Raw genomic sequence first — 17,692 nt, forward strand, 5'->3', positions numbered from 1 at the left:
GGTGGTGCGAATCACTGCATCATGCGGTGCAGGACCGGTTTAGGCGCCCGTGTGTCCTTGGCGCCGTAGAACGACATGGGTGGCCTTCTCCGCCGCTACGAATTCAACGCATTCGTATCCCAGAGCCCGCAAATCGACCCCTTCGAACAGCGATTCTCCCCGGCCGAGCAGGACCGGCGCGATAGCAACGTGCAGTTCATCGATGAGGCCCTCACGGAGATACTGCCGGATCGTCTCTGGCCCGCCGCCGATCCGCACGTCCATGCCGGCGGCGGCCTCGCGTGCACGGTCGAGCGCCTCGCGAATGCCCCCCGTGATGAAGTGGAACGTCGTGCCGCCTGCCATCTCGATGGGGGCACGCGCATGATGGGTCAAGACGAACACCGGGACGTGATACGGGGGACTGTCGCCCCACCAGCCTTTCCAGTTCGTGTCCGGCCAGTCCCCCCGAATGGGTCCGAACATATTCCGTCCAAGAATCCAGGCCCCGACATTCTGAAAGCCACGGGCGGCGAAATCATCGTTAACCCCAGTCGTACCGCCGTCGTTGCCGAACAAGGCTCGCTGGAACGTGCGTGTTGGGACTAGCCACTGGTGCAATTCCGTCCCGCCAACGCCGAGTGGATTGTTGATGTCCTGATTCGGGCCTGCACCGTATCCGTCGAGCGAGATGGTGAAGCCCTGAACGCGAACGCGTGTCATCGTTTCCCTCCGATTGGACGCCTAACGTAATGTGGACCGTAAATATGCGTGGTTTCAGGAACCACGCGAAATAGTCTGGCAGCAGAATTATGCTTAACGATACGTCTTCAAGAGAATTTTCTGAATTTGCAAACGGGCATACAGCAGTGATCATCCGCGCACAGGATTGCCGGCGGCAGGCGTACGATAAACAGCATCCTCCCGCGGCGACACATCCATGTTCTCGCCAATCACAGCGTCGCACTCGAAGAGCTGCCCGAGGCAACTTTGCTGCAAAGCAGCGACGTCGTGCACTCGCTCGAAAGGGGCGTGGCGCTAGACGGTGCGACCGGAGCGCTCGTTGGCCTCGTGGCGCTGGCGTTTCCTCCCGCGGAGCTCGCCATTGCGGGCGGAGCGCAGCATGTCCCGAAGGCCGATCTCGAAGGCGCGGAGCCCACGACACCGATCTTCCCGTGAGAAGCAGTCGAGACGAGGCCATCGGCGGCACCTTCGGGGCTGGTGCATGCCGAAGCTTGCCGGACGGGTAACGGGGGCGTCGCGGCCGATGCCGTTGCAAGCGGCTTTCGTTAGAATCTGTTTTCGATTCTATTACTCGTCAATTACTGGAGGCGAACGTGCCAGGGTTACTTCCCGATGTCGACCGCGAGGGACTCCTCGAATATTCGGTCGTGTACACGGACCGATCAATCAATCACATGTCGGAGCTCTTTCAAGGCGTCGTACGCGATATTTCCGGCGCCTTGAAAAAAGTCTACAACGCGAAGTCGGCCGTGATCGTCCCGGGCAGCGGAACCTTCGGCATGGAAGCCGTCGCCCGGCAGTTCGCGACGAACAGCAAGTGTCTGGTCATCCGCAATGGCTGGTTCAGTTACCGCTGGTCGCAGATTTTCGACATGGGCGGCATTCCGTCTGAATCGATCGTGTTGAAGGCGCGTCCGGTCGATCAGGGAAGGCAGGCCGCCTATGCACCCGCTCCGATCGAAGAAGTGGTCGCCGCGATCAGGCAACACAAGCCGGATCTGGTCTTTGCGCCGCATGTCGAAACGGCATCCGGAATGATGCTGCCCGATTCCTACATGCGCGCAGTGTCCGACGCCGTGCATGAGGTCGGCGGCATGTTCGTCCTCGATTGCATCGCCTCCGGCACGATCTGGGTGGACATGCAGGCCAGTGGCATCGATGTCCTGATCAGCGCACCGCAAAAAGGATGGAGCGCGTCACCTTGCTGCGCCATGGTCATGCTCAGCCCGCTCGCCCGCGAACGAATCGACGCAACGACCAGCACCAGCTTCGCTTGTGATCTTCGCAAGTGGCTGCAGATCATGGAAGCCTACGAGAACGGCGGCTTCGCGTACCACGCCACGATGCCGACGGACAGTCTCGCGACGCTGCGCGACGTCATGAAGGAAACCGAAGCATATGGCTTGGACAAAGTGAGAGCGGAGCAGCTTGAACTCGGCAAGCGCATTCGCTCACTCCTGAGCGACAAAGGCTTCAAAAGCGTGGCGGCCGAAGGTTTTCAGGCTCCGGGCGTCGTGGTCTGCTATACGGACGATGACGGCATACGATCCGGCAAGAAATTCGCCGATGCCGGTTTGCAGATCGCGGCCGGCGTCCCCCTTCAATGCGGCGAGCCTGAAGACTTCAAAACCTTCCGCGTAGGATTATTCGGCCTGGACAAACTGCATGACGTCGAGGGCTCGGTCGCCAGGTTCGCCAAGGCGCTGGACAGTATTCTTTAGAGCGTTTTCCGAAGCATGTGCGCATCGCTCGCCTTCGCAGCCGCATCGGCGGGAGGACTCCGGGACCTACCGGAATAGCTACGCGTGGGATACCGTTTCGACGACGACGCCAAACTATGTCGAGGCAGTGGTTGGCGTGCACGGTGGTATCGCCGAACCGCTCAAACCTGCATCGATTGGTTCGCCTGGGCAGTGATTTCCCGCCGCTTTGCGGCATGAGTGTCGTGAAGAACCGCCCGACTATGTCGGGCGGTTTTTTTCTTTACGCGTCAGTTCGTGCCCCTCATGCTGCCAGCGCCTCGCCGTGATGAAACGGATAGTCGGTATAGCCGATTTCCGTGCCACCGAAGAACGTCGGGCGATCGTACGGATTGAGTGGCAAACCCTTGCGCAAACGTTCCGGCAGGTCCGGATTGGCGATGAAGTCGCGGCCGAAAGCAACGAGATCGGCGTCGCCCGCTTGCAGGATGGCTTCGGCCGTGTCGCGCTTGAACCCTCCCGCGGCGATGATCACGCCGTGATAGTGCCGGCGAATCAGTTGCGCGGCGACAGGGTTCGGGTCTTTCGAATCGTCGTCGACATTGCCAAGCACGCGCGGTTCGATCAGATGCAGATACGCGAGATTCATCGCATCGAGCTTCTCAGCGACGAACGCGAAAAGGCCTTCCGGGTCGCTATCCGACATGTCGCCCCAACTGCCGCTCGGGCCCAGGCGCACGGCGACGCGCTCGCTGCCCCACACCGAGATGACCGCTTCGGTCGCTTCGATCAGCAAACGCGCGCGATTTTCGAACGAGCCACCATAGATGTCCGTGCGTTTGTTGCTGCCGTCCTGCAGGAACTGATCGAACAGATAGCCGTTGGCCGCATGCAGTTCGACGCCATCGAAGCCGGCCTCTTTGCCGCGCAGCGCGGCGTGGCGAAAGCTCTCCACGAGATCGGCGATTTCCGTCAAGGTCAGCGCGCGGCTCGGTGTGTTGGGGATCCAGCCTGCTTCCGTATAGGCCACGCCGCCGTGCGGCACGGCGGAAGGTGCGACCGGCTGCGCACCATCGGGCTGCAATTGGCTGTGCGACTGGCGTCCCGCGTGATACAGCTGGAGGAAGATGCGACCGCCTTTGGCGTGCACGGCATCGGTAACCCGCTTCCAGCCTTCGATCTGGCTGTCGTCGTAGAGCCCGGGCGCGCCGAGATAGCCATTTCCGTTGGGTGCCGCGATGGTGGCTTCGCTGATCAGCAAACCGCCTTGCGAGGCGCGCTGCGCATAATACTCGGCCATCAGCGGGCCGGGTCGCGCGCCTTGCTCGGCGCGCATGCGGGTGAGCGGCGCCAGCACGACGCGATGTGAAAACTGGAAGGGACCCACCTGGATGGGTGAATGAAGTTTGAACATGACTCTCTCCGGTTGTAGTCGCTGTCGATGGCAATCGACTGTGGTGAGGAGAGTGTAGGAACCGATCGAAAGAAGAATGGGCCAAGGTTCCGAATATATCGGACAGAAATGTCCTAAATTGAAAGCCGCGCCGCGGTTTCGGCGAGCCAGCCCACCAATCGTCCGGGGAAATGCTGATGGATAGCTTTGGCGGTATTTCTCTATTCGTGCAGGTCGCCGATACACGCAGCTTCACCGAAACGGGACGTCAACTCGGCCTCTCGTCGTCGGCCGTTGGCAAGAGCATCGCGCGGATGGAAGAGCGCCTCGGCGTGCGGCTATTTCATCGGAGCACGCGCAGCATCACGCTGACTGCGGAAGGCGCGCTGTTTCTCGAGCGCTGCCGTCGCATTCTCGGAGAAATCGAAGCCGCCGAAGCTGAACTTTCCGGTGCTGCTGGGAGCCCGCGCGGCCGATTGCGAATCAGCACGCCGCAGTTGTCGGGCCTCATCATGCCGGCGCTGGACGGGTTTATGGCGCAATACCCGGACATCGAACTCGATGTCGATCTGTCGGATCGCATGGCGGACATTATCGAAGAGGGCTTCGATGCCGTCATTCGTACCGGCGAGCAGCACGACTCGCGGTTGGTGTCGCGTCGGCTGGGTTCGTGCGGTCAGGTCCTGGTCGGCTCCGCTGCTTATCTCGAGCGCCACGGCACACCCGCGCATCCGTCCGAACTCGCCACTCACGCCTGCCTGCTGCATAAATTTCCGGCTACGGGCAAGTTCGAACGCTGGCCGTTCCGGCTCGGGGCGTCGGAAGCTCAGCCGGAATTACCCCAGACGTTCTCGGCCAATACCATCGAAGTGCTGGCCTTTCTTGCACTTCAGGACAAAGGCCTTGCGTTCCTGCCGACATTCATCGTGCGTGATGCATTGTCGAGTGGGGCGTTGCGGATCGTGCTCAACGACTACATCGAACAGACCGTGACTTTCTGGATTCTGTGGCCCGCGAGCCGTTACGCTTCGCCGAAGCTCAGGGTGTTCATCGACTACATCGGACGGCACTTGCGGATTTGATGTTGGATTCGATGTGGCATGCGATTTCACGATCCAGCCACCAGAACCGTCAAGACGGAATTTGTCAATTGGGCCGGTGTATAGCGGGTTCGAAATTTTGTGAGTGCTACTGAGTCACTGGATCGTGACAATACATCGGGGCCCGCGAGTGGCAACCTGGAAGCGTCAATGAACGATTCTGTAATCACAAGCGACAAAACCGTGCACGCATGCCCCGTATTGGACGAGCGACAGGAAAACGCGCTCGGCCGTGGTGCCCGGGCACATTCCACCTGTACGCCGCATTCCGCGACGAAGCCTTCTGACGGTCCCGCCACCCGATGCCGTTCCGTTCCTCACAACATCCATCTGACCGCCGAAGGACCCAACACTCGGCTCCTCGGATAACTCTCCCGCTGCAATACCGTTCGTGCGAATGGCATGACAGTTGCTTTGAACGTCCCCGCGCGCTGAGCCACGGTCATCGGCGGCCAGCATCGGGATGGGCGACCAACGGAGGACAAATTGAAACTAATAAGTGCGGTAATCAAGCCATTCAAGCTTGATGAGGCTCGAGAAGCCTTGTCATCGCTTGGCGTCTCTGGAATCACGGTTACGGAGGTTAAGGGCTTTGGGCGTCAGAAGGGCCACACCGAAATGTATCGGGGCGCGGAGTACGTCGTCGATTTCCTGCCGAAAGTGAAGATCGAGGTCGCCGTCCCGGACGACATCGTCGATCAGGCTATCGAAGCGATCGAGCGTGCGGCGCGTACTGGAAAGATTGGTGACGGGAAGATCTTCGTGACGCCGATCGAACAGGTGATCCGGATCCGCACCGGCGAGACCGGCGCCGACGCCCTATAAAGACACTGGGATAAGAGGAAAGAGAGATGCGCAAACTGTTGATGACGTTGTTGATGGCGGGCTCGTTGCTCGCGGGCGGGCTGAGCCCCGCATTCGCGCAAGACGCCTCGGCGCCCGCGGCCGCCTCCGTGCCGGTCGCGCAAGCGTCCACGGCTCCCGCGGCGGATGCCGCTGCATCGGCCCCGGCCGCGCCGACCGCCCCGTTCTCGGTCGATTCATCGAAGATCAACTCCGGCGACACCGCGTGGATGCTGACCTCGACCGCGCTGGTGCTGTTCATGACGATCCCCGGTCTCGCGCTGTTCTACGGCGGCATGGTCCGCAAGAAGAACGTGCTCGCGACGCTGATGCAAAGCTTCGCGATCACCTGTCTGGTGACGATCGTCTGGACCGTGGTCGGCTACAGCATCGCGTTCACGCCGGGCAACTCGTTCATCGGCGGCTTCTCGCGGGTGTTCATGACGGGCATGAACTACATCAAGGGCGACAAGGCCACGACGCTGACCGTCAGCCATCTCGCGCCGACGATCCCCGAGACGGTCTACTTCGTCTATCAGATGACCTTCGCGATCATCACGCCGGCGCTGATCACCGGTGCGTTCGCGGACCGCATGAAGTTCTCGGCGATGCTGGTGTTCATGACGCTGTGGTCGATCCTCGTCTACTCGCCGATCGCGCACATGGTGTGGGAGCCGAGCGGCTGGCTGGCTACCGCGGGCATCCTCGACTTCGCGGGTGGCACGGTGGTGCACATCAACGCGGGTATCGCGGGTCTGGTCTGCTGTCTGGTGCTCGGCAAGCGCGTCGGCTACGGCAAGGAAGCGATGGCGCCGCATAACCTGACGCTGACGCTGATCGGTGGCGCGATGCTGTGGGTCGGCTGGTTCGGCTTCAATGCGGGTTCGGCGGTGGCGGCGGACGGCCGTGCCGGCTTCGCGATGTTCGCCACGCAGGTGGCGACCGCCGCGGCGGCGCTCGCGTGGATGTTCGCCGAATGGGCGGCCAAGGGGAAGCCGTCGGTGCTCGGTATCGTGTCGGGCGCGGTCGCGGGTCTGGTGGCGGTGACGCCGGCATCGGGCTTCGTCGGCACGCTGGGCGCGCTGGTGATCGGCATTGTCGCCGGTGTGCTCTGCTTCTGGTCGGCCACGTGGCTCAAGCACAAGCTCGGCTACGACGATTCGCTCGACGCGTTCGGCGTGCACTGCGTGGGTGGGATCGTCGGGGCGATCCTCACGGGCGTGTTCGCGGTCAAGGACATCGGCGGCGCGGACGGCGACGTGTTGCTGCAACTCAAGGGTGTCGCGACGACGCTGATCTACAGCGGGGTGGTTTCGTTTGTCCTGCTCAAGGCGATCGACGCAGTGATGGGATTGCGCGTTGCCGAGGAAGAAGAGCGCGAAGGACTGGACCTGGTGCTGCACGGCGAGGCGGTCGAATAACGGTTACGCCGCGGATGGAGTGGGTACGACGGTCACCGCCCGTTATTTGGGGTGGCCCGTACCCGCGGACGTCTGTGCCACGCAAGGCGGGGCGCCTGCGTGCCTTCGGTTGGGGGCCGGGCGCTTACAGCGGTCAGGCCACGACAGAAGCCGGGGAGGTCGTGCCGGGTTCGAGCAATCGGATTTCCGCCAGTCAATGAAAAAGGATAATCAGCAGCATATTGCCGTACTGGTTGTTCTCATATCCCAAATCGCCTTCCTGGCAATGTTCGCATTCGCTGAACATCTCGTCAGGCATAACAAATGGATCGCCGCAGGATTTGGATTCGACCTTTTATTCGGGCTGATTTTGTCGGTCGGGTTTGTTGGGACATGGCGCGCACGGTCTATCGATTCAGATTTTCTTGGCCTTCTTCTGGCCAATCCGGTCGAGCTGGCTGTCGTTATTGCGACCGCCGGTCAGTTAGTGGCCATTCTCCTTGTTTAATGTCATCGGAAAGCGTGAGCTGAAGTGACGCGGCTGTGTGCGTAACGTGAAGCATGAACGCAGCCGCGTCGCCACATACGCTCAGCTATCGGCATGACTCGCGATAAAACTCGCGAATGCGTTATACGGAAGCGCAAGCGCCGTGCCGTCGATCATCAGGCCGTAGGTGGAGTCCCCGCTATCGAGCTCGTAATACATCGCCGATTGGATGTTCTTCGTCTTTCTCGCCTGATAATAAGTGAGCAGACGCGAGCTGATGTAGTTGGCCCGATACGCCTCGGTCTTCTCCGGTCCAGTGTTCCATTCCGAGATCACGAACGGGACGCCATATCGGGCTTTGCAATAGGTGGGCAAATCGAAGCCCGGGCCGGACCCGTCGGTGCCGATGTCGAAGATGTCGCCATACACCTCGTAGTTGTGCCATGTAGTCAGGTCCCACCTCACGGTCGGATGGCCGCTCGTGCCGTCGGGCTGCTTGCCATCCCACAGAGCGTCGGATGCGCCGGTATCGGCAACACAAAAGTTGACGCCGCATTTGGCATCCGCCTGCACCGACTTCACTCCGTCGATCATGCCGCGCATCACGCCGCGCATCAGCGGCCAGTTCGCATTGTTGAAGTCGACGACGTTCGTTCCCGCGTTGGTCGAGTCGAGAATGATCCCATTCGCGCGCGTCAGCTCGTTACCGCATTCATACATGGTCACGCCGTGGGGTTGCAATGCCGACGCGACAGCGACCGCGCAATTGAAGCCCCGCGTATAGGCCGCCGATTCGCTCGTGAACAGGTTGCCGTTACCGTCGTAGATGCCGACGTCCACCAGCACGAAAAGCTTCAGGCCCGCGGGCTGGAATGCTTGTGCCAACGCCACGACCTTGGCGAGTTGCGGTGCGTAGTCGGTACAGCTGAGCCGGTACGTCGAGCAGCCGAGGGCTTGCATGATCGATACGATCTGTGACGTCGAATACCGGTAGTCGTAATGCCCGTTGATACCGTGAAACGAGCCGGCCGGTGCCGCGGTCGCGATGCGCGGATCGTTGCACGGCAACCATTGATCGGCACCGCCGCATACATAGAACTGACCGCCGGTCGATTGTGCCCAGAACTTACCGCCGTACCACAGCAGAAGCGTCGCATCCGACATCGTGCCGACGGCAGTGCGATTGCGGTACACGACGCCATTCTCAACGGTCCATATCGAGCCGGCCTTGTCGATCAGATACGTCGCGGGCGGGATCATGGCGCCGTCGGCCGAGGTGCCGCCCAAGCGCGGGTCATTGCACGATCGCCATGTCGTCCCATTCCATCCGTAAAACTGACCGCCGGTTCCCTCGTGATAGATCGCATTCCCGTACCAGAGGATCAACGAAACGTTGTAGGTGTTGCCCGCGGCGACGCCGTTCCTGTAGACAGACCCGCCGACCAGGGTCCACGACGCGTTCTGACTGTCGATGATCACCGTCGCCGGCGGGATCGTCGTGTTCTGTGGCGAAGCGTTCGAAGCGTTGCCGGGCGACCCCGAGTTCGGCTCCGATGCAGAGCCGGAGCTGGCGCCCGAGGTCGAGCCGGATGTATCGGTGGGCCCAGTCCCACTCGATGGCGTCGGTGACGAGCCGTTCGCCACGGGGGTCGCATTACCCGTCGAGATCGGAATACTTGCGGCAGTCGTGCCCGTCGAGGCCGCGATGCCGGAGGTTGCTGTGCCGGTAGAGGGTGCTGCGGTGCCCGACGGACTCGCGGAATTGCCCGTGGAAGAACCGCCGGCATCCGGCGTGCCACTACTACCACCGCCGCCGCATGCGCTCAATACGACGCTTCCGCCGAGCGCAGAAAGACAACCAAGAAATTGACGTCGACCAATCATGACAATAGCGCGGGCTGCCGCGAGGCGGCCCACGAGAAAATCGGGAGAGAGTTGGGGAGTCCTGCGGGTCGCGAGTGCGTCGCGTGAGCCGTTCAGGACATTCGATGTGCGGTAGTGGATGGTCTTTCGTGGCGACCGATCACTGAGTCCGGCAAGTCATGCCTGTGTGTCGGCACAAATTGCACGTGGGAGCAGGGTTGTTCGGAAATAAATTCTTTTCGCTCGCAATGGACGGACTGCGGAAAGATTTCACTCTCCGGGTGAGGAGGGGGAATTGGACGATGTCTGGGCGGCGGCGGGCGTGGATGGCCACCGCGTTTCGCTACCGGTAGATCGACAGCATTGCCAAGCCGCGTGCGCGGCCCAGTAACAGATCGCGTTCTGCTTGTCGAACACGAACGATGCGGATGCCGGCGACAGCCGAGAATTCAGTGTTGATGCCGCCTATGTGCGATGCGGCCCGACGATGCCCAGCCGCGCGATGCGCCGGTACAGCGTCGCGCGCGATATGCCCAACACCTGCGCGGCGGCATTGGGCCGCCACTGGCAACGCGTGAGTGCCGCAACGATCCTGGCCCGCTCGTCGTCGGCGCTGGCCGGCGACGTGAAGTCCGCCGCGAGAGCGGGCGTCGCGGCGGGTGCGAGTTGCGCGGCGAAGTCCGGCGACACGTGCCGCAACTCGACGCGAGCCGAATCGCAGACCGCGCACGCATAGCGCAGCACGTTGCGCAGCTGCCGGATATTGCCGGGCCACGAGAAAGCGGCAAGACGCTCGGCGAATTGCGGATCGAGCATCAGCACATGGCTGGCCGCCTGTGCTTCCTCGTTGAACACCGTATCGATCACATCGCGGATGTCGGTGCGCTCGCGCAGCGGCGGCATCCGCAGCGTCGCGCCGCTGAGTCGATAGTAGAGATCTTCGCGGAACGTTCCCGCTTCGACCATCTGCACCAGATCGCGGTGCGTCGCGCAGATCACGTCGATATCGACGCGCACCGGCGCGTCGCCGCCGAGCGGCACCACTTCGCCCTCGGCGAGCACGCGCAGCAGCCGTGTTTGCAGGCCGAGCGGCATGTCGCCGATTTCATCGAGAAACAGCGTGCCGCCGTGCGCGAGCGCGATCTTGCCGCGTGCGCCGCGACTGCGCGCGCCGGTGAACGCGCCGGGCGCATAACCGAACAGTTCGCTCTCGATCAGCGGCTCCGGAATCGCACCGCAATTCACGGCGACGAACGGCCGCGTACGCCGCGAACCCGAGTCGTGCACCGCGTGCGCGAACACTTCCTTGCCGACTCCGGTTTCGCCAAGCAGCAAAACCGGCAGCCGCTTGCCGGCGATCCGCAACGCGACTTCCGCATTGCGCGCGATCCGTTCGTCCGAGCTGTGCAGAAAGCGGCTCATTGCGCCGATGCTGCTATCGGCGTGCACATCGCCCGGCCGTGTCGTGGCGAGCGGGCGAGCCGCGCGTCTCATCGGCGCGCGAATGCGCGCATACAGCATCGCGCCGGTCGCGCGCAGCCGCAGCGCCACGATCATGTCGGTGCGCGCGACGTCGTGCAGACGGACCTCGGACGTATCGAATATCTCGTCGATGTGACGCGGACCGTCGAGGCCCGCGATGCTCTCGTGCGCCTTGCGGTTTGCGGCGGCGATGTTGCCGCATTCGTCGAATGCGATCAGTGCTTCGGGTTGCGCTTCGACGAAATGGCGGCTTTGATGGCCGAACAGGACCCAGTGCTGTGCGGTCTGGTTCAGGAAATAGCCATCCTCGATCAGACTCGCGCTTTGCCGCACCAGTTGAAAAACCAGCCCCTGGCTGTCGCGGTTGTCGGGCGATCGAATCGCCGATGCATCGAGCACGCCGATCAGCTCGCCGGTCGGCGCGAAGATCGGCGAGGCACTGCACGTGAGCGTCGTGAATGCGGCCCGGAAGTGATCGGTCTTGTGCACGGTGATCGGCGCGAGATCGGTGAGCACGTTCGCGATGCCACAGGTGCCTTCTTCGCGCTCGGACCAGCACGAGCCGATGTGCAGCCCCGCATGCTTGAAATCGTTGCGCCGGTCGCGGTCGATCCGATAGTCGATCGTGACGCCGTGCGCGTCGGACAGCATCACGCAATAGTCGGCGACGCGGATCATCTCGTGCAGCCGCGTCAGGCACTGGCCCGACGCACGCAGAAAGGCTTCCTCCTTGCCTTGGACTTCGCGCAGCTCGGCGGACGACAGCACGCGCGGGCCGATCACGGAACTGGGGTCGAGCCGGTACTGCTCGAATGAGCGCTGCCACGACGACACGAGGCGCGGCGAATTCGCAGGCGCGGGCAAGCGCCCTTCGATGGCCCCGCGTACGCGATCGACGTGCTGCGTTTGAGAAACATAGGGCATGGCCGGCTCCAGGCGAGCGACACCGAGTAGGCGAGTCCCTGTCTTGTAGCACATCCGCAACGAGCAATCACATTGCGGCGCAGCACTCGACGCGCGTGAGACGAACGTCTCAGAGGCTGGCGAGACGCTGGTCGCATCGCGCAAACCCTTGTCTGGCGCGGTACCGCGCAGGCGTCGCGACGTGCGTCGAAACTCGCGCCACGTCGCGGGGCGTGCTCGTGAGACACAGTGAACTGCGCGGCGCAGGTCCGATGAAAGCGGCCGGGAACCCGGGCCCCCGCGTCTGCCCTTTGAATACAACGCTTTCGGCGCGTGAGCATGGCGCGCAAGCAACTGGCCCGAGCTTTGCAGTATCGCTGGCAGACGAAACCAAACGCAAAAGCAAACGCGAAAGCAAGCGCTCTTCAGCACAGCAAGTCCGCTTCGCAACTCGCGCACAGGAGACAAGCCAGTGTTATCGCCCCTCACCGTCGGCGTGATCGCGAACCCTGCATCGGGCCGTGATATTCGACGCCTCACCACACACGCCTCGGTGTTTCCGACCGCCGAGAAAGCGAACATGGTCGTGCGCCTGCTCGCGGGCCTCGGCATGCTCGGCGTCGCGCGCGTGCTGACCTTGCGTGACCGGACCGGTGTCGCCGCCTTGGTGCTGCGTGCGCTCGAAACGCATGCGGCCGTAGCAGAGCCGCAGCCCTGGCCGAAGGTCGAATTCCTCGAACTGCCGATCACGGACAGCGCAGCGGACACCCACGCAGGTGTCGCGCGGATGGTCGGGCTGGATGTCGATCTGATCGCGGTGCTCGGCGGCGACGGCACGCATCGCGCGGTGGCCGCGCATTGCGGCGACGTGCCGCTGCTGACGCTGTCGACGGGCACCAACAACGCGTTTCCGGAACTGCGCGAAGCGACGGTGGCGGGCCTCGCGGGCGCGCTCGCGGCTTCCGGGCTCGTGCCGCCCGAGGTCGCGCTGACGCGCAACAAGCGTCTCGTGGTCCGCTGCGTCGCGGGCCCGAACGAGGGGCGCGAGGAAATCGCGCTGGTCGATGTGTGCGTAAGCCGGCAGCGGTTCGTCGGCGCGCGGGCCGTCTGCGAGCCCGCGGATCTCGAAGCGCTGTTTCTGACGTTCGCGGCGCCCGATGGCATCGGCCTGTCGTCGATCGGCGGCGCGTGGGCCCCGGTCGAGCGCGGCGCGCCGTACGGGCTGCATATGACGTTCGCGCGCGCGGGCGAGTCCGGCGTGCCGATCTTCGCGCCGCTCGCGCCGGGCCGTGTCGATCGGGTGACGATGCGCACCTGCGAGCGCTTCGAAGCGGGCTGCTGGACGCCGCTGCATACGGAACAAGGGACGCTCGCCTTCGACGGCGAGCGCGAGATCGAGCTCGAACGTGACGACCGCTACGAGATCGCGCTCGATTGGGCGGGACCGCTGACCGTCGATGTCGGCCGCACGCTGCGCTTTTGCGCGTCGCGGCAGTTGATGCGCGAAGCGGCGACCCGTCCGAGGTAATCAAAGGAGGAAGCGAACGTCTGAAGCACAGCTGGCTGAAGTAGTAGTGACCATCGAGATCATTCCAAGGAGACACACCATGTCGGTTTCGACGCAGTTGAGCAAGGAAAAGCTGCTGGAAGCGTACCGGATGATGCGCACGATCCGCGAGTTCGAGGAGCGTCTGCACGTCGAATTCGCGACCGGCGAGATACCCGGCTTCGTGCATCTGTATGCCGGCGAAGAGGCGTCGGCGGTCGGCACGATGATGCATCTGAACGACGCGGATTACGTTGCGACCACGCACCGTGGTCACGGCCACTGCATCGCGAAGGGTGTGGACGTGCGCGGCATGATGGCCGAAATCTACGGCCGCAGCACCGGCGTGTGCCGCGGCAAGGGCGGCTCGATGCACATCGCCGATCTGTCGAAAGGGATGCTCGGTGCCAACGGGATCGTCGGCGCGGGTGGTCCGCTCGTGTGCGGCGCCGCGCTCGCCGCGAAGCTGAAGAAGACCGGCGGCGTCGGCGTGTGCTTTTTCGGCGACGGTGCGTCGAACCAGGGTGTGATCTTCGAATCGATGAATCTCGCTTCCGTGTGGCGCCTGCCGGCGATTTTCGTCGCGGAGAACAACGGTTATGCGGAGGCGACCTCGTCGACGTGGTCGGTCGCGGCCGACAACATCGCCGACCGGGCGAGCGGCTTCGGCATGCCCGGCGTGATCGTCGACGGCTTCGATTTCTTCGCGGTGCACGAGGCGCTCGGCGCCGCGATCGAGCGGGCCCGCGGCGGCGGCGGCCCGACCCTCGTCGAAGTGAAGCTGTCGCGCTATTTCGGGCACTTCGAAGGCGATGCGCAAACCTATCGCGCGCCCGGTGAGGTGCAGAAGCTGCGTGACGAAAAAGATTGCCTGAAGCGTTTCGAGGAGCGCGTCGTGCGCGCCGAAATGCTCAGCGCCGACGAACTGCGCGGCGTCGATGCCGAGGTGAAGCAGTTGATCGACGGCGCGGTGACGGAAGCGAAGGCCGCGCCTTTGCCGACTGCCGCTGACCTGCTGACCGACGTCTACGTGTCCTATCCGTAATCCACAGCGCGAACCAATCAATCAGGAGACAGTCATGGCACGGAAGATCACGTTTTCCCAGGCGATCAACGAAGCGCTGAGCCAGGAGATGGCGCGCGACGAAACCGTCATCGTGATGGGCGAGGACAACGCGGGCGGCGCCGGGTCCCCCGGCGAGCAGGATGCGTGGGGCGGTGTGCTCGGTGTGACGAAAGGGCTCTTTCACAAGTATCCGGGGCGCGTGCTCGACACGCCGCTATCCGAAGGCGGCTTCATCGGCGCGGCGGTCGGCGCGGCCGCATGCGGGCTGCGTCCGGTGGCCGAGCTGATGTTTATCGATTTCATGGGCGTGTGCTTCGACCAGATCTTCAATCAGGCTGCGAAGTTTCGCTACATGTTCGGCGGCAAGGCAGTGACGCCGGTCGTGATTCGCACGATGCAGGGCGCGGGCCTGCGCGCGGCCGCTCAGCACTCGCAGATGCTGACGTCGTTGTTCACCCACATACCCGGTCTGAAAGTGGTGTGTCCGTCGACGCCGTACGACGCCAAGGGCCTGCTGATCCAGGCGATCCGCGACAACGACCCGGTCATCTTCTGCGAGCACAAGCTGTTGTATGGCCGCGAGGGCGACGTGCCCGAAGAGTCGTATGCGATTCCGTTCGGCGAAGCGAACGTGGTGCGCGAAGGCGACGACGCGACGATCGTCACCTATGGCCGGATGGTTCATCACGCGACCGACGCCGCCGAAAAGCTCGCGAAAGAGGGCATCCAGGCCGAGGTGATCGATCTGCGCACGACCTCGCCGCTCGACGAGGAAACGATATTGGAAAGCGCTGAGCGCACCGGGCGCGTCGTCGTGGTCGACGAGTCGAATCCGCGCTGCTCGGTCGCGACCGATATCGCCGCGCTGGTCGCGCAGCGCGCGTTCCATTCGCTGAAGGCGCCGATCGAACTCGTGACCGCGCCGCATACACCCGCGCCTTTCGCAGGCGTGCTCGAAGACCTGTATATCCCGTCGGCGGAGAACATCGCCGCGGCCGTGCGGAAAGTAAGGAGCTGAGCAATGCCGATTCACATGATCACGATGCCCAAGTGGGGACTGTCGATGGAGCAGGGGCAGGTCAACGGCTGGCTGAAGGAGGTCGGCGAAAAAGTCGCGAAGGGCGACGAGATACTCGACGTCGAGACCGACAAGATTTCGTCGGGCGTCGAGTGCGCTTTCGACGGCACGCTGCGCCGGCAGATCGCGCAGCAGGGCGACACGCTGCCGATCGGCGCGCTGCTCGGCGTCGTCGCGGACGCCGAGACGTCCGATGCCGACATCGATGCTGCCGTCGAGGCGTTCCAGCGCGACTTCGTGCCGGCCTCCGCGGATGCCGCGGACGCGGGACCGCAGCCGGAAAAAGCGCAGATCGGCGGGCGCACCCTGCGTTACCTGAAGATCGGCGACGGCGGCACGCCCGCGGTGCTGATCCACGGCTTCGGCGGCGATCTGAACAACTGGCTCTTCAATCATGCGGATCTCGGCGCGCACCGCGCCGTGTGGGCGCTCGATCTGCCGGGGCATGGCGAGTCGGGCAAGGCGCTCGACACGGGCAGCCTCGACGAACTGGCCGACAGCGTGATCGCGTTTCTCGACGACCGGGGTATCGAGCGCGCGCATCTGGTCGGCCATTCGTTGGGCAGCGCGGTGTCGATGACGGTCGCCGCGAAGGCCCCCGAACGCGTCGCGTCGCTGGCCTTGATCGCGGGCGCGGGGCTCGGCGACGAGATCAACCGCGAGTACATCGAAGGCTTCGTCGAGGGCAGCAGCCGCAACACGCTGAAGCCGCATCTGGTGAAGCTGTTCGCCGACGGGTCGCTGGTCACGCGGCAATTGATCGAAGACATCGTCAAGTACAAGCGGCTAGAAGGCGTGAACGACGCGCTGCGCAAGATCGCCCTGTCCGCGTTCGAAGGCGGGGTGCAAACCCGCGTCTATCGCGACCGGCTCGACACGCTGGCACCGCGCACGCTGGTGATCTGGGGGGCGCAGGACCAGATCATTCCGGCCGCGCACGCGCAGGGCTTGCCCGCTCAGGTGCGCGTGCACGTGATCGACGGGAAAGGGCACATGGTGCAGATGGAGGCTGCATCGGACGTGAACCGCCTGCTCAACGAGTTCTTCGGATAACCGCGATGGACGCCGCTTCCGATACCGACAGCCTCACGGCGCTTGGCCAGCATGGCAAGCGCAACCGCGACAAGCTCGCCCGCATTCCGGTGAAGATCGTGCCGGCGGACCATGCCGCCGTATTGCCGAAGCCGCCCTGGCTGCACGCGCGGCCGATGATGAGCGAAACCGTCGCGGGCATGGCGGCGGTGCTGCGCGAGCACAAGTTGCATTCGGTCTGCGAGGAGGCGATGTGTCCGAACATCGGCGAGTGTTTTGCGCAGCGCACCGCGACATTCATGATCATGGGAGGGATCTGCACGCGGCGCTGCGCATTCTGCGACGTCGCGCATGGCCGGCCGCAAGCGCTCGACGACGACGAGCCCGCGCGGCTCGCCGACGCCGTCGCGGCGCTCGGGCTGCGCTACGTCGTGATTACATCGGTGGACCGCGACGATCTGCGCGACGGCGGCGCCGCGCACTTCGCGCGCTGTATCGCGCTCGTGCGCGAGCGCGTACCGGGCATTCGCGTGGAAATCCTGACGCCGGATTTTCGCGGGCGGATCGAGCGCGCGCTCGATGCGCTGTCCGGGGCGTGGCCGGACGTCTTCAACCACAACATCGAGACGGTGCCGTCGCTGTATCGGGCGGCGCGGGCAGGCGCGGACTACCGCGGCTCGCTCGACCTGCTGTCGCGTGCGAAACGCCAGAACGCGGCGGTATTGACCAAATCCGGCCTGATGGCCGGCCTCGGCGAGACCGACGGCGAACTGCTCGCGACGATGCGCGATCTGCGCGCGCACGACGTCGACGTGCTGACGATCGGTCAGTATCTCGCGCCGTCGCGGTATCACATGCCGGTGCGCAGATATGTGCCGCCCGCGACTTTCGACATGCTGCGCGACGAAGGTTTGAAGATGGGGTTCGTCGAAGTGGTGGCGGGGCCGCTCGTGCGCTCGTCGTATCACGCGGATCGCACGCCGCACGGCCGTGCCCCAATCCCGTGAATACCTCCCCGTAACCTCGGCTTTTCGACCGATTGGTCGCCTCGCAGGTAGCCGACAATTGGTGGCTAT

Annotated in this window: 14 protein-coding genes and 1 pseudogene; 11 read left to right on the forward strand and 4 right to left on the reverse strand. The window is 63.6% G+C overall.

What is annotated here, in order from left to right; all coding sequences use genetic code 11:
• Positions 1–39: 39 nt before the first annotated feature.
• The gene (locus BC1002_RS32815; protein ID WP_013094284.1) at positions 40–702 is read right to left on the reverse strand and encodes a dihydrofolate reductase family protein; all 663 of its coding nucleotides are present in this window, start codon (positions 700–702) and stop codon (positions 40–42) included.
• A 207-nt stretch (positions 703–909) separates the two neighbouring features.
• On the opposite strand from BC1002_RS32815, the pseudogene BC1002_RS32820 reads away from it, so the two are divergent.
• Positions 910–1,158 (forward strand): annotated as a pseudogene (locus BC1002_RS32820) (DUF1269 domain-containing protein); the annotation flags it as partial.
• A gap of 158 nt (positions 1,159–1,316) precedes the next feature.
• Positions 1,317–2,444, forward strand: a complete 1,128-nt coding sequence (locus BC1002_RS32825; RefSeq protein WP_013094286.1) for an aminotransferase class V-fold PLP-dependent enzyme — start codon at positions 1,317–1,319, stop codon at positions 2,442–2,444.
• Between the two features lie 283 nt (positions 2,445–2,727).
• Here BC1002_RS32825 and BC1002_RS32830 read toward each other — a convergent pair whose 3' ends face one another.
• Positions 2,728–3,837, reverse strand: a complete 1,110-nt coding sequence (locus tag BC1002_RS32830; RefSeq protein WP_013094287.1) for an alkene reductase — start codon at positions 3,835–3,837, stop codon at positions 2,728–2,730.
• 176 nt (positions 3,838–4,013) lie between these two features.
• Here BC1002_RS32830 and BC1002_RS32835 point away from each other — a divergent pair, with 176 nt between their 5' ends.
• From BC1002_RS32835 to BC1002_RS32850, 4 genes are all read left to right on the forward strand, one after another.
• Positions 4,014–4,898, forward strand: coding sequence for a LysR family transcriptional regulator (locus BC1002_RS32835; RefSeq protein ID WP_013094288.1), 885 nt, complete (start codon positions 4,014–4,016; stop codon positions 4,896–4,898).
• Positions 4,899–5,402: 504 nt separating this feature from the next.
• A complete protein-coding gene (locus BC1002_RS32840; RefSeq protein WP_013094289.1) occupies positions 5,403–5,741 on the forward strand; it encodes a P-II family nitrogen regulator in 339 nt (112 codons plus the stop codon).
• A gap of 26 nt (positions 5,742–5,767) precedes the next feature.
• The gene (locus tag BC1002_RS32845) at positions 5,768–7,180 is read left to right on the forward strand and encodes an ammonium transporter (RefSeq protein ID WP_013094290.1); all 1,413 of its coding nucleotides are present in this window, start codon (positions 5,768–5,770) and stop codon (positions 7,178–7,180) included.
• Positions 7,181–7,376: 196 nt separating this feature from the next.
• A complete protein-coding gene (locus BC1002_RS32850) occupies positions 7,377–7,667 on the forward strand; it encodes a hypothetical protein (RefSeq protein WP_018436701.1) in 291 nt (96 codons plus the stop codon).
• An 81-nt stretch (positions 7,668–7,748) separates the two neighbouring features.
• Here the strand turns inward: BC1002_RS32850 and BC1002_RS32855 are convergent, their stop codons facing one another.
• Both BC1002_RS32855 and BC1002_RS32865 read right to left on the reverse strand, forming a co-directional pair.
• On the reverse strand, positions 7,749–9,530 hold the full coding sequence (locus tag BC1002_RS32855; protein ID WP_420798800.1) for a hypothetical protein: 1,782 nt from the start codon (positions 9,528–9,530) through the stop codon (positions 7,749–7,751).
• A gap of 444 nt (positions 9,531–9,974) precedes the next feature.
• Positions 9,975–11,915: a sigma-54-dependent Fis family transcriptional regulator gene (locus tag BC1002_RS32865; RefSeq protein WP_013094293.1), complete on the reverse strand. Its 1,941-nt coding sequence runs from the start codon at positions 11,913–11,915 to the stop codon at positions 9,975–9,977.
• Between the two features lie 451 nt (positions 11,916–12,366).
• On the opposite strand from BC1002_RS32865, the gene BC1002_RS32870 reads away from it, so the two are divergent.
• From BC1002_RS32870 to lipA, 5 genes are all read left to right on the forward strand, one after another.
• The gene (locus BC1002_RS32870) at positions 12,367–13,422 is read left to right on the forward strand and encodes an ATP-NAD kinase family protein (RefSeq protein WP_013094294.1); all 1,056 of its coding nucleotides are present in this window, start codon (positions 12,367–12,369) and stop codon (positions 13,420–13,422) included.
• Positions 13,423–13,501: 79 nt separating this feature from the next.
• Positions 13,502–14,485 carry a thiamine pyrophosphate-dependent dehydrogenase E1 component subunit alpha gene (locus tag BC1002_RS32875; RefSeq protein ID WP_013094295.1) on the forward strand — a complete coding sequence of 328 codons (984 nt, stop codon included), beginning with the start codon at positions 13,502–13,504 and terminating at the stop codon, positions 14,483–14,485.
• Positions 14,486–14,519: 34 nt separating this feature from the next.
• Entirely contained in the window at positions 14,520–15,524 is a 1,005-nt protein-coding gene (locus BC1002_RS32880) for an alpha-ketoacid dehydrogenase subunit beta (RefSeq protein WP_013094296.1), read from the forward strand.
• 3 nt (positions 15,525–15,527) lie between these two features.
• Positions 15,528–16,637, forward strand: a complete 1,110-nt coding sequence (locus BC1002_RS32885) for an acetoin dehydrogenase dihydrolipoyllysine-residue acetyltransferase subunit (RefSeq protein WP_013094297.1) — start codon at positions 15,528–15,530, stop codon at positions 16,635–16,637.
• A 5-nt stretch (positions 16,638–16,642) separates the two neighbouring features.
• Positions 16,643–17,623: a lipoyl synthase gene (lipA, locus tag BC1002_RS32890; RefSeq protein WP_013094298.1), complete on the forward strand. Its 981-nt coding sequence runs from the start codon at positions 16,643–16,645 to the stop codon at positions 17,621–17,623.
• The last annotated feature ends 69 nt before the right edge of the window (positions 17,624–17,692 follow it).

It is taken from the genome of Paraburkholderia atlantica (genome assembly GCF_000092885.1).
Lineage (GTDB): Bacteria > Pseudomonadota > Gammaproteobacteria > Burkholderiales > Burkholderiaceae > Paraburkholderia > Paraburkholderia atlantica.